Raw genomic sequence first — 13492 nt, 5'->3', positions numbered from 1 at the left:
GAGTTTGGTTCTCTCTATATTGCCATAATGAGGGCAGAAAGCATTAATTTTTGCAGTAGAAAAAAACGAGTCGGCACACCCTATAATATAGTTTTTGTGCCAACTCGTTTGTTTTCTATTTTATAATTCGAAGCTCATCTTCATCAAAGGCGTATGCTGTTGTGCACCATAAACATCGGTTTCGCCTAATGAACCAGATGGAATAGGACGAACAATGGTTACTTTTATTGCCTTTGCAGGGTCGAAGTGTATAATGTTTATTATGTCTTCTGGCTTGATATGGTATAGGTTGCAGAACATTGTTTCGTTGAAAATATTTGCTGCTTTCACCTTGTTGTACATATCAAAGTCTTTAAAAATGACATCGAATGTAAGTTCGAAAGGGCCCGAATTCTTACTACGAATCACCGAAGCCACGTCTATTAATTTATATTGTGCCATGTTTTTATCTTCTTAAACTGTTTGTTACTTGCATTCTCCCCTGTCGAAATTGACGTATGTAATAGGGAAGAGACTTGTTGGATCGTCTACTTCTAAGAGGTGATAGATATTGAATTCGTAAACCTCGCCCATCTTACAATCTGATGGAGAGAAGGGGAATGCAAGGTTGCCTGACGTAGAATAGCGACCTTCGTAGCCAAAGTGGAGCATCGTGCTACGTGCGAAGCTACAGATAGTGTTAGCTGTTTCTTGGCTATCGGCTACGGCTTCGATAATGATAAGAAGCTCATCGGAGTGCGATTCCTCTATTCCTTTGAACATTGCCATTACGCCTTTCTTGCCATAAATCTTGAAATCGAGGAAGAAATCGGTAATGCCGTACTTTTTAAAGTTGTCTTCTACGCGAGCGCGAACTGCCTCTGTAATTTCGTCTATCTTAGAAATCATGATAGGATCCTTAACCGCTGCAGGCGACATTGTGCGGAAACCTACTCGGCGAACACCCTCGAGTTTAACGTAATACTTATCGGTTGGTACAAACTTTGACCCAGAAACACGTACCTTGTTGTCGTCTACTTGTTCGAATTTGCACTCGTGTAGGTTGATAGCACCACCTGGACCAGGCAGAATATAAGGGTTTGTTTTCTCGTAAAGTGTGTGTCCTGCGATAGAAAGGGTGGTACATTTGCGAGCTGAAGATAATGGTTCGAGCACGAAATCGTCGTGATGTAGATAGCCAAACATACAGTCGCTACCACTTCCTGGTAGTGCACAGATAGCCGCACACTCTAATATTTTGCCCAAGTGAATGGCTAAACCTTTTGGAAATCCCTCTTTTATTGGAAGGGCAGCGAATACTGATGGGTCGTAAGAACGGCCAGCAATAATTACGTCGGCACCTTCTTCCAAAGCCTTGATGTATGGTTCTTCGCCAATTTGAGCTACGATATGAACTGCCTCGTCTACGTCTTTTTCGCCGATAGGCTTAGCTGGAGCAAGTGGAGTAACCTTTCCTTTGCGAAGTTCTTCCTTAATAAAGTCTTTCTCAAACTCCGATTCTATTACTGCCATCTTAAAAGAAAGGCCTTTCTCTTTGGCTATTTCGCGAATGATATCGAGTACAAATTCTACGTGAGGACGTGCACCGCTACCACCAGCAGTACCTACAATTACGGGCACTTTGGCTTCTATTCCAGCAGGAATCATAATTTCTAAGTCGCGTTTTACAGAGTTGCGGTCTGTGAACGACTTGCCTGCGCCAAGATAATAAGGGCCTGGATCTGATGAACCAGCGTCTACTGCGATTACGTGTGGCTTACGTTTCATTCCCTCTACGAACGATTCCATAGGGAAACCATAGCCCAAAATAGCTGTAGTGGAGAGTATTCTGATTTCTTCCATCTGTTGTTTTCCTTTTTTAATTGTGTGGTGAAACCTCTTAATTGCCTGTTTGGAAGCAAAGTTCAATAACTTTATGCAAGTTAAAGAAACATAGTATAAAAGGTTTGTCCCAATATTTAGATATTCTAATAAATATGACTTTTGCTTTTGAAAGTTGCGTTGCCTGTGTTTAAAGATTACTGCGTTTGCGTTTTATATCTCTTATATTGCATTTTTAGAACTATGGATCTACTTTTGTAGAACCATAGATCTACATTTTTAGAACCATAGATCTACATTCTTAGAACCATACTTTTGCATTCTAAAAACTATGTTTTTACATTCCAAAAACCATACTTTTGTATTCTAAAAACTATGTTTTTGTATTCTAAAAACTACCTTTTTGCGATATAAACAAACTTGTTCTATTTTCTGAAACCAATTGTTTTTATTTATGGTTGCGATAGCATTAATCCAAGAATCTGTTTGCGTTGGTCCTAAATGGGCAGGTTGTCATACTTTGATGAATATGGCGTCATATCTGAATAGAACAGACGCCACATTCTTTTTTCTATCTTATGATATTAAATTTGCGTATATATAATAATGTTTCTATTCGGCAGTGAGCGCTAAGATGCGGCTCATTTCGTTGAACACAATCATATAACCTTCGTCTACTCCCATACCAGGTTTAGCAAGATACTGTACAGGTTTGGTAGCCATAGCAATGTTAGCGCAAACCTCTGCAGAGCGGTTTGTTTCGTTGCAAGTACCTCCAAGATAAGCACCCATGCCGTGTTCTTTACAGTAAAGTACGGCTTCGATGGTGTTGTTGATACCTCCGAGGTCTGGAGTCTTTATCTGTGCCATGTGTCCAGCCTTCTTTTCAGTGAACGCTTTTATATCTTCTAAGGTGTTACACCATTCGTCTGCAACAATCTCAGCGTCTATTCCATCACGGTCCATTGCGGCACGTATAGCAGCTAAAGCATCTATTTGTGCTTCGCGTTCGCCCATATCAACTGGTCCTTCTACACGTAGGTGGAAAGGTTTTGCTATTTCTGCCACCTCGCCAATGTATTTAGCGATAGCCTCAAAATCGTTATTGAAGACGATGCCGAGTGTTCCATAAACATCAATATGGAAGATAGGGTTGTAGCATTCGCATGGACGTAGTTCGAGAATACGGTTGCGTAGCCAGCCAACATACTCTTTAATCTTTTCGCCTTTTAGTCCAACCTTTGTTTCAACGTGGTTGAAAAGAGCATGTGGAAGTACGTCAGCACACTTCATTATCATCTTGTCGGCATTCAAATAGCGGTCGTCTCCTGATTGAGAGAAGATAGGAATAATCTTCTTTGATACCTCTGTGCCATACTCATTGGCTACTACTTGTGCCATTAATTTGCTTTGGCTCTTTGCAACAGCATCGAGACAAGCTTGTGTTACACCATATCTTATAGCGGTATGATATATTTTTCCTGTAGACGGACTAATAGCTTTGTCTACAAGGTCTGCCATTTCGCGGAACGATGTTATTTCTTTGCCTTCGTAAAGTGGTGCTATTTCTTTTTCAATAACTGGAATAAAGTCTTTCGCAAGGAACAATGGGTCGCGGCCACCGGCACCTGAATACTGCACAGCAGCACAGTCGCCGTATGCAATAGCGCCGTTTTCAAGTATGAACATAACGCTAATTGACTCGCCAGCTTGTCTTACCTGTGTGAAACCAGGTGTTAATGGAGTGCCAATATAGAAGGCACCGTCGTTCTTTGCACCAGCTTTGATGGCCTTTTGGTCATCGAAAAAGAAGCCCGTTTTACCTGGGGCACATACAACTTTCTTAACTTTCATAATAAGAATTTGTTTAAGTTATGGTCCCACTGCGGTATTATTGTTTCCCTTTTGTGGGACCAATATGTTAGTTTATGTTTTTTCTGAGAGTTCTTTTCTTGCTCTTCTAAAGATTTGTTTTCTTGTTAAGGCTGTGCTTAAGCTATCTTAGCATTAGTCGTTTAACTTAGCGAAAACGTTCTTTTTATAGAGTTTGCTATTGTTGTATTACCAACATTGTTAGTCTTTAGGGCGTCCAACAAGGTGTCCTTTACCAATTGCGTAAACGTCGTCGATAACCATTTGGAAGCTAACAGGACGATTTTCGGCTTTTGCTCGTTCCTCTAACTTCTGGCGATGGAATATAACTAAGTCGTCGCTGAGTGGCATATTACCCATATTCAATAGGCGGATAGCACCTTGATTATCGCGTGCAGGCAACACTTTACCAGCGTTATACTTGCTTGGTGCAAATGGAATGTCAATCACTCCAGCCTCTATTGCAGCGCAAGTACCTACAGCCCAATCGCCCTTTCCAAGCTCTTCCACCTTATTAAGAATACATTCCATTTCGCGCATAATTATTTCGCTCTCGTCTATAACGGCAGGAATTTCGCGGAAGTTTTGGTCTTTTAGCATATTGATAACCTGCTTTGTGGCACGTAATCCGGCTGCATTTGCCTCCTTTGTAGGTATACCCATAGCCTCGTGTGGTGTTTTAACGATAACCTTTGTTGCCTTTGCCAATGCACCAGCAGCGGCTCCCCATGATATAACTCCAAAGGCTTTAGCTTCGTCTTGTGGGAATCCGCCCATCCATTGGTGGAACACTGTGGTTACACGAGCGTCCTTATAGCCAAACTTATCTAGGTATTTGCGTGTCATAATATCAAGCGAACGTATTGCAGCAACGTCCTGAATGAGGTTACCACACTGGCCATATCCAACAGTAAGGTCGCGTACTCCTTGTGTAGCAGCTAGCACTGCCTCTATTACAGCGACGGTATTTGATATGCAAGGAGGTATAAGTGTACCAGTAAGAGGTCCGAAGGGCTCTCTGTTTATAGATACTCCTGCTTCTTCGTATAGTCCAACTAAGCGGTCGGCATACTGCCAATGGTGAATTACTTGGTCTACTGGGTGTGCTTTAGAATATGGAATATTGTATGAGATACCTCCACCTTCGTATGATGTAAAACCACCTGCGATAGAGATTTCGGTAAGTAAACGTGCATCAGGAGTCCCGTGTCTAACCTGTACAGGGCTCTTTACTGCCGATGTAACCTTACGGCAAATGTCCACGCCATAGTTCACAATGGGGAATCCATTCAGCATTGAACGGTTGGTTTCGAAGCTTTTTTGAATACCAACTTCGCATTCTTTGTATCTGTTCAGACGTGTGTAGCTATCTACAGTAGATGGTAACAGGTCTGCTTCTCCTTCGTCTTCAAGGAATCGTAGTAGCTTTATATGTTCTTCATAGAGTGCTACTCCGGCGCGGGGTTGGATAAGAGTGTCGCCGTTTTCTACTGCTTTTTGTAGTTTATATGCAAAGCGTTTCTCTGGTGCAATACTCTTTTGGTAATCTACAGCCTCTTGGAAGTCTACGCCTTTTCCAGTCTCCCAATGTGTTAAGACGTCGGCTCTTTCTTTGAAAAACTCGTCGTCGGTTAGTTTTTTATTCTTTAATTCCATAATAGTAATATTAGTACTATTGACTATTTATATTTCCGTAATTTCCTTTTTCATAATGGATAGTGCCAGATGTGGCTCGAAATTGCTTAGCAATCCCATAGATGCGAAGATGTATTTCTTATCTAACATATACTTTGGAGCCTTTGGTTTGGCAAACATTGGGTCGTGCGATGCTTTCTTTTCTGCACCGCTTAGTATACTCTTAGGGTCTGAATTGTTTTTAATGGAGCCTCCAATACCTACTATAAATGGCACATCCGAGAGGTCTTTTCCAGTTAAAGTGAACACTTGTCCCATTGGTGTGTATGCTGGTTCGAAGTATCCGCAGTGTCTTTCTACGGCTACTTTCACGGCGTTGCGTGCCAATCCTTGTTCAATGCGTGCTTCTTCGTCGTTTTGTGGAAGTGTTGCTGGTTCGGCAGCGCATCGTTTTATCCAGTTTTCTATCTTGTTTTGGTCTATTCCAAGTTCGTCTGCAAACACTTCCATATTTATTTCTTCCGCCATTGCGGTTAGGCTATAGCGCATTCCGAGGTCGCCTTCTACGGTGCGTTTGCTATATGGTTCTGGTAGACCTTTGGTTATAACTTCGGCTATTGTGGGTTCTCCTTTCGCCATAGAGTATATGTCTGTGGTTGCTCCGCCGAGGTCTACAGCCATCATATCGCCCATTCCTTCGTCGCGTCCGTACCCTTTGCTAAACAGTTCGCACCCTGTTAGTACAGCTAACGGTGTAGGTATGATGTCGTAACCGCTCATTTTTTGAATTCTTGTAAGTCCTTTTGCTTCAATAATTCGGCTAATAAACAGTTCTTTAATCTTTTGTTTTGCTGGGTTAATATTTATGACATTGAATTGTGGCATTACGTTTTCTGTAATGACACACTTCTTTTTATTAGATGCTTTAAATATTTGGTCGAGTTCGTAAGAGGCTGTTTTGTTTCCTGCAGCTATGATAGAGAAGTCGCGGTCGATAGCACATAGTCGTTTAGCATTGGCTATAATCACGTCTTTATTGCCACCGTCTGTACCACCACAAAGTAGAACTAAGTCGGGATTAATGTCGTAAATTTCTTGTTGTTCTGCCTGTGATATCTCGAACGAATATGTTTTTACAACCTTTGCACCTGCGCTTGATGCCGCCATTTTGGCAGCTTTTGCTGTAAGTTCGGGTACTAATCCAAGCGCAACCATCTTTAATCCGCCAGCAGCACTACTGCAACAGAGTAGTCTATCGTATTCGAAGTGTCCTATTTGTGCTTCGAGTTGTTGCAAACCGTTATTAAATCCTTCCATAACATCGGTTTCGATGGTTGTGAAAGCGGCTGCAGTTCCAATAACGTTTCCTATTTCTGTGTCTATAGCTGTTAGCTTAGTGTATGTGCTACCAAAGTCTACTGTAAGATATTTCATGTATTAATCTTCCTTTCCTAAAACTTTATCGAGGTCTTTTATAGAGAGTTCGATGTCTGTTCCAGGAGGATATACTTTTGTGAAACCCATTGCGAGGAAACGTTTTTCAACATCTTCAAAGTTTTGTTTTCCCACTACGAGGTTACCACCAACAAAGATTGGAATACCTTTTAAGCCTGCTTCGTCGCATTTTTGGCGTAGTCCCTGGCAGTCTATTTCGCCATGACCATACATTGACGATACTAAAATGGCGTCTGCATTGGTCTCTATGGCAGCTGCGATATACTCTTCTTGTGCCACCATAACACCTAAGTTTACTACATTGTAGTTGTGCTGCTCGAGCGCAAAAGCAATAATTTTGTTGCCAACCGCATGTGCGTCAGCGCCAATAACTCCAGTTACTACTGTCTTTTTTTCCATAGCAATCTAATGAATTTGAGTTAGGTTCTATATATTTTCGTATATTTTTTGCAAACTTACAACCTTAATTCTTAAATGACAAAGAATTGTCCAACAAATTTCAAAAATTAACAATTGTTTACCTAAATATATATTTACACTGTCTTCTTTTTATCTTTTAACAGTTCGATTCGTCTATTATTCGGTTGTATTTTACATTCTATAACAAAATGGACGCTATATTTTTGTTGATAGTATGGCATAGTCTTGATCTATAATAACTTATACAACATTAGGGTGGGTGTAGTTTTTTTCTTCATCTTTTTGTAGTTATGTAGATTTGTATTTCTGTAGTTTTTATGGTTGTTGTGGTGTATGTGTTTTTGCTATTCTTAGTATATTTGAGATAGTTTAGTGGGTATTGCATTTCAAAAACCCCCTTTTTGCACGCCAAAAACCATACTTTTGCACGGCAAAAAGGGGGTTTTTGAAATGCAAAAATAGGGTTGTTTATAATGCATTGATACTTAGTTGGTTACTGAATTATATATTTTGCCTTTCTATACGGCACAAAATGGCTAATTAAGCAATGCCTACCCATACCGTGTTTGCGTATATTACACCTTATATAATATAGGAGCCTATTATGAGAGCGAAACGAAAACGAATTTAAGAAGATGGGGAAAGTGTTTATTTAGTCGTTGTCTAAACTTTGCTTTTGCACGAAAAATATTTTGAAATTGTTGGTTGTTGCCATATATATTTCGTAATTTTGCAGTGCGATTAAGATTTTTTTGGATTATATCCAATATGGTAAAAAGATTTTCAGATAGGGCAATAACACGATAAAAACATATTTCTCTTTCAGGAAGAAAGTAAGAAATGTGTTCAGGAATAACCACATTGCCCACTAAAAAAGATACACATAACAAACAAAAACAGAACATTATGAAGAAGACATTTATTTGTACTGTATGCGGATACATGTACGAAGGAACAGAAGCACCGGCAGAATGCCCAATCTGTCACTCTAAAACAGAGAAGTTTAAAGCATTTGATGCCAATGCAATTAAAGGTACAAAAACCGAAGAAAACCTTAAAACTGCATTTGCAGGAGAGAGCCAAGCACGTATGAAATACGACTATTATGCTGGTCAGGCACGTAAAGATGGCTACGAACAAATAGCAGCTCTCTTTGAAGAAACTGCCATAAACGAACGTATGCACGCTAAGTTGTGGTTTAAATTTCTACACGATGCTGGTATTCCAGACACTGTTGCAAACCTTAAAGATGCAGCTGCTGGCGAGAATTATGAGTGGACCGATATGTACGAAAATATGGCAAAAGAAGCTATGGAAGAGGGTTTCCCAGAGCTTGCAGTTAAGTTTCGCACTGTTGGTGCTATTGAAAAGAAGCACGAAGAGCGCTATCGCAAGTTGCTAAAGAATATAGAAGACAAGGTTGTTTTCTCTCGCGATGGCTCTGCAATATGGCAATGTCGCCAGTGTGGCAATATTGTTATAGGTAAAAATGCACCTGAAGAATGCCCAGTTTGTGGTCACCCACAGAGCTATTTCCAGTTGCAAGAAAACAATTTCTAAGCAATTCAGCCTTTAAAAAGGCAGTGTTGGCAGTTTAATCTCTCCATTCTTCTGCTGCCAATACGTTGCTAAGAAACATAAGAAGCGGAATGCCCAATATGGCATTTCGCTTTTTTTATGCCATTGAAGTGCTATTCCATAAAAGCAAAAATATAGCGCATATTGCACATAAAAGCGTTGTTTATACCCTACAAATGGCAGTGAGTACATAACATTTTGCCTTTTTCCTTCGCTAAATACGTTTAAAATATGTAAGTTTGCAACAAGAAACATTTAACCTTTAAACCCAAACAAAATGATAAAAGAGTATATAAAGGAAAACCAAGACCGAATACTTGAAGAGCTATTCAGTCTGATTCGCATACCCAGTGTGAGTGCTCAACCCGATAAGCACGGTGCCGATATGGTGCGTTGTGCCGAACGTTGGAAAGAATTGTTGCTAATGGCGGGTGTAGATAGGGCAGAAGTGATGCCAACAGATGGTAATCCTGTGGTGTACGGAGAGAAGATTGTAGACCCTGCAGCCCGTACAGTTCTTATCTATGGACACTACGATGTGATGCCAGCAGAACCTTTTGAACTTTGGAAAACCGAACCTTTTGAACCCGTAATTAAGGACGGACGTTTATGGGCAAGGGGGGCTGACGACGACAAAGGTCAGTCGTTTATTCAGGCAAAGGCATTCGAATATATTGTTAAGAACAACTTATTAAAGCACAATATAAAGTTTATACTCGAAGGAGAAGAGGAAATTGGCTCGCCAAGTTTAGAGGCTTTCTGCAAAAAACATAAGGAATTGCTGAAGTGCGATGTAATTTTGGTGTCGGATACTAGTATGATTGCCAAAGACATACCATCGCTAACAGTGGGTCTGCGTGGCTTAGCCTACTGGCAAATAGAGGTAACTGGACCTAACCACGACCTACATTCGGGCCACTTTGGTGGAGCTGTGGCAAATCCAATAAACGTGCTCTGCAAACTAATAACCGATGTTACAGACAAAGATGGTCGCATTCAGTTCCCCGGTTTCTACGACGATGTAGAGGAAGTATCGCCAGAAGAACGTGCAATGGTGGCACAAATACCTTTCGATGAGGCTGCTTATAAAAAGTCGTTAGACGTTGATGAGCTGTTCGGAGAGAAGGGTTACAGCACCATAGAGCACACTGGCTTCCGTCCAAGCTTTGATGTTTGTGGCATTTGGGGTGGTTATCAGGGCGAAGGAGCTAAGACTGTGATTCCTTCTAAGGCATACGCAAAGCTATCATGTAGGCTTGTTCCACACCAAGATCATGCAAAAATAGGGCAGATGGTGGTAGATTATTTCCAACGTGTAGCACCTAAAACCGTGAAAGTAAAGGTAGAATCGATGCACGGTGGGCAGGGTTATGTGTGTCCAATAGACCTTCCTGCCTACAAAGCAGCCGAGCGTGGGTTTGAAAAAGCCTTTGGTAAACGACCCATTGCAGCACGTCGTGGTGGCAGCATTCCTATTATTGCAACCTTCGAAGAGGTGCTTGGTGTGAAGACAGTTCTTATGGGTTTCGGCTTAGAATCGAACCTTATTCACTCTCCAAACGAGAATATTCAGCTCGATATGTACTGGAAATCTATCGAAGCTGTTATTAATTTCCATCTGGAATACGACAAGTTGTAAACACGAAAGTCCATAGAAAACGTTGTGTTTCTATGGACAACATTTATAGAAGCTGGCTGTTTTGCTTTCTAAAACTATAACGAGAACCATTGTTCTTGGATATTTTTTAGGTGCAAAACAGCTATCTTTGTTTTCTAAAACTCCTAACTATATTAATATTTCTAACAACTTTTGTTGGCACAAATAGGGTGTCTTGCTACTCCAAAATATCTATTGTGCACCGCATAAAAGCAAAAAGGGCACACCAGAAAGCCTGGTATGCCCCAACTAATACTATGTGACTACATTAAAAAACCAACTTAATAGTCTTGTTACCCACCTTTACGATGTAAGCACCGTGCTGTGTTAAGGCTACGCGAATGTTCTTTTCGCCCTTGTTATTGTACACAAGTTGTCCGTCGAGAGTATATATTTGGACGTTTTCGCCATTGATATTGTTTACGTAAACATTGTTGCCTTCCATCTTAACCACTGCTTTAGAAAGACCAATATTGCTAATACCGTTGGCTGTGCCCACCTTCTTTAGTTCGCTAAACTTACTTTCTACGTATTGTTTTTTTACGTTTCTATCGCTGTTTGTCTTGAAAGCTGTTACACGATGACTAACATCTGACTTACCAACAAATGCAGGAATGGTAATGTCTACCTTAGGTTCTTGTAACCATCTACGGAATATGAATGGGTCGTTAAGGCTTTCTCCTGCCTGATATTTCTGTGTAATCTTCAGGTCGTCGAGGTAGAGATGCTCGTCAGCATATACAGCGTAGATACCTATTATAGACTTTTTTGAACCCTTAGTAAAGTTTATTGTGAAGTTTTTCCAGTCGCCATTAACAGCCTTTGGATAGCCTTCGGGGTATATAAGTTCTGCTTGTTCGTAGTCGCAAGTGGTTTCGTTGTAGTTGAAAAGAGCGAAAGCCGCCTGTGTATAAGCAGTGAACTCGTTGTTGTTTTCGTCTATTGCGATAGTCGAAGCTCCGGCTAATTTAACATTAACAGTGAATTTTCCACCATCTTTAGACATATCCATCTCTGGCGAAATAAGTCCTGCGTCTTGGTGGTTGTGGTAATATTGCCAGCCGTCTAAGCATATATAGTCGGTGTAAGGTGCATATTGTGTACCTTTCCAACCTGCTTGTTTCATTTCTGGAATATAGTAAGAGTCGTACGAACCTGGGTTAGGATCTTCTTTAGTCCACCCTGTAAGGTTTCCATCAGCGTCTTTAACGCCTGTGAAATCTTCGTTTGTAACTACAAATTCGCCAGTTTTGTCGGCTTTACGGTCGTAGTATGCAATGTAGTTATAGCGTTCTGCCGAAGGAACAGTACTCCATTCTGCAGTGTATTTGTTCCTATCTAAGTTGGTAACATCCTTCAAAACAGGAGCCTCAAGGTTATATACGAACATCTTATCAGATGGTATTGAGGTATAATTATCCTTAGTTGCAGCCACATTATAGAAGTATGTTTGTCCAGACGTTGCACCTGTTACGTGGAACTTATTTGTGGTAACGGGCTTGTTTTCGAATAGATATTCAGCCTTACCAGTTTCCTTATTGAGTGTGAAAACATTCACTTTGTAGCCTGTAGCACCCTCTACTGGTGTCCAATTAGCATCGAAACTGGTACCCTCATAGTTGGTATGTGGCAATGTGGTTGGTGTGCCAATGTGTTGTTTAACTGTGAAAACTTCGATGTTGTCTATATACACTGGTGCCATAACCGACACGATATTGAAGAGTGTATATTCGCCTCCGCCATAGAAGAACATAGAATATTCTTTCCATTCTGTGCTGAGTTGAGGAAGTGCAGCACTACCCATCATGCGCCAAGAGGGCGACATATTGAAGGTTTCGGCAGCCTCTACCATAACTTGTGGGTTATCTCCGGCGTTCTTAGCACGTGCTTTAAATCGAATCCAAGCTATGCCTCCGTTTGCGGCTACGTTAAGCATTGGCGTGTTAATGTGTGCCATATCGTTTGGATTAGAGTCCAAATAAACAGTTCCGCCTGCGGGATATGCGTTGCCAGAACCCCAACCTGCTTGTTTAAAATATTCGTCTTTGGTGTTAATCCAAGGGTATTCAAACTCGTCTTTAATTATGTTTGCCTCTGTGTCGGGGGTAGCTTCGCTTCCTGAAGTCATCTTTGCGAAGTCTTCAAACATTACTTGCTGTTCTTCTCCATACGGATTTGCAGCCTTATAAACTGTTGTTAAGGGTACGTTAGCCACATTTTTGTTGAGGCTAAAGGCAGCTGTTGTAATTTTAGACTGCTGCGGTAGTACGCTTCGTGTAAGCTTTTGAACCTCGTTTTGAGTGTTTTGCTGAGCAGAAACAGTGGCTGTTGCTGCCATTGTTAAGGTTGCCGCAAGGGCTAATTGTAAATAGTTTTTTCTCATAAACGTAAGAATGTAATGAATAATAGTACTTGATTTATATACTGAAGGCACATTTTAGGGTTTCCACATTGTGGCAGACGATTTGTTTTTTCGCCGTACTTTCTGTGCCTTTCTATTTTTCTAAGCTATCCACTTTTGGCATTTCCCGATGTATATTTGGTAATACATCTTGTGTTTAGGGGTGGATTCTTCTCGATTTAGGGGCAAAAACACTATAACTATTGTTGATAGAGTCTGCCTGATATCGATATATTTGGTTTTTATTTCTATATCTCTCTGTATTCGTCCGCTAATTTAGTAATATTCTTTAGAACGGCAAAAGGTAGACTGTAATATCTTTATTTTTTTTTATCTTTTTCACATTTTGCGCCATATTTTCGCCTTTTATGGTGGCTGATAACTATTTTTTAAGTTTTCTGATGGTGAGTAAATCTATTGCGATAGTGCGGTGTGGTGATTTGAACATACGTGTGCGATGATGCGAATATGTGTATTTGGTAATGTAAGGATACGGGCGCGATGAATCGGCCCCTACGCCTGGCGGAATGTACGTTGGGTGTTTTCGTGGGTGAATGTGGATATTTTGCGGAATGTTTGCCATATTATTTCAATTCGGCAGCAGCGTTGTTGGCAGACCGTTAGCAGCTGTAGGGGACCTATTTATCGTGCCC

Annotated in this window: 10 protein-coding genes; 2 read left to right on the top strand and 8 right to left on the bottom strand. The window is 40.8% G+C overall.

Translation table 11 applies throughout. The features are described 5' to 3' along the window. Positions 1–120: 120 nt before the first annotated feature. The 6 genes from DX009_RS10230 to glmS form a co-directional block, all read right to left on the bottom strand. The gene (locus DX009_RS10230; RefSeq protein ID WP_006046378.1) at positions 121–441 is read right to left on the bottom strand and encodes a DUF4387 domain-containing protein; all 321 of its coding nucleotides are present in this window, start codon (positions 439–441) and stop codon (positions 121–123) included. Between the two features lie 24 nt (positions 442–465). After that, positions 466–1842, bottom strand: coding sequence for an acyclic terpene utilization AtuA family protein (locus DX009_RS10225; RefSeq protein ID WP_115084070.1), 1377 nt, complete (start codon positions 1840–1842; stop codon positions 466–468). A gap of 591 nt (positions 1843–2433) precedes the next feature. Further along, positions 2434–3675 carry a methylaspartate ammonia-lyase gene (locus tag DX009_RS10220; protein WP_115084002.1) on the bottom strand — a complete coding sequence of 414 codons (1242 nt, stop codon included), beginning with the start codon at positions 3673–3675 and terminating at the stop codon, positions 2434–2436. Positions 3676–3894: 219 nt separating this feature from the next. Continuing rightward, a complete protein-coding gene (locus tag DX009_RS10215; RefSeq protein ID WP_006046375.1) occupies positions 3895–5349 on the bottom strand; it encodes a methylaspartate mutase subunit E in 1455 nt (484 codons plus the stop codon). A gap of 27 nt (positions 5350–5376) precedes the next feature. Beyond that, entirely contained in the window at positions 5377–6762 is a 1386-nt protein-coding gene (glmL, locus tag DX009_RS10210) for a methylaspartate mutase accessory protein GlmL (protein WP_115084001.1), read from the bottom strand. 3 nt (positions 6763–6765) lie between these two features. Next, on the bottom strand, positions 6766–7182 hold the full coding sequence (glmS, locus tag DX009_RS10205) for a methylaspartate mutase subunit S (protein WP_115084000.1): 417 nt from the start codon (positions 7180–7182) through the stop codon (positions 6766–6768). A gap of 927 nt (positions 7183–8109) precedes the next feature. On the opposite strand from glmS, the gene rbr reads away from it, so the two are divergent. Together rbr and DX009_RS10190 are read left to right on the top strand one after the other, a co-directional pair. Next, on the top strand, positions 8110–8763 hold the full coding sequence (gene rbr / locus DX009_RS10200) for a rubrerythrin (RefSeq protein ID WP_115084069.1): 654 nt from the start codon (positions 8110–8112) through the stop codon (positions 8761–8763). Positions 8764–9058: 295 nt separating this feature from the next. Further along, positions 9059–10420, top strand: a complete 1362-nt coding sequence (locus DX009_RS10190) for a dipeptidase (RefSeq protein WP_115083998.1) — start codon at positions 9059–9061, stop codon at positions 10418–10420. A 286-nt stretch (positions 10421–10706) separates the two neighbouring features. Here the strand turns inward: DX009_RS10190 and DX009_RS10185 are convergent, their stop codons facing one another. Both DX009_RS10185 and DX009_RS13175 read right to left on the bottom strand, forming a co-directional pair. Further along, positions 10707–12821, bottom strand: coding sequence for a T9SS C-terminal target domain-containing protein (locus tag DX009_RS10185; protein ID WP_115083997.1), 2115 nt, complete (start codon positions 12819–12821; stop codon positions 10707–10709). Positions 12822–13221: 400 nt separating this feature from the next. After that, the gene (locus DX009_RS13175) at positions 13222–13422 is read right to left on the bottom strand and encodes a hypothetical protein (protein WP_147278682.1); all 201 of its coding nucleotides are present in this window, start codon (positions 13420–13422) and stop codon (positions 13222–13224) included. Positions 13423–13492: the final 70 nt, after the last annotated feature.

This window comes from Prevotella pallens, assembly GCF_900454935.1.
Classification (GTDB): Bacteria; Bacteroidota; Bacteroidia; order Bacteroidales; family Bacteroidaceae; genus Prevotella; species Prevotella pallens.
Note: the sequence above shows the minus strand (reverse complement) of the source record. Positions and strands in the feature narration are given on the sequence as shown.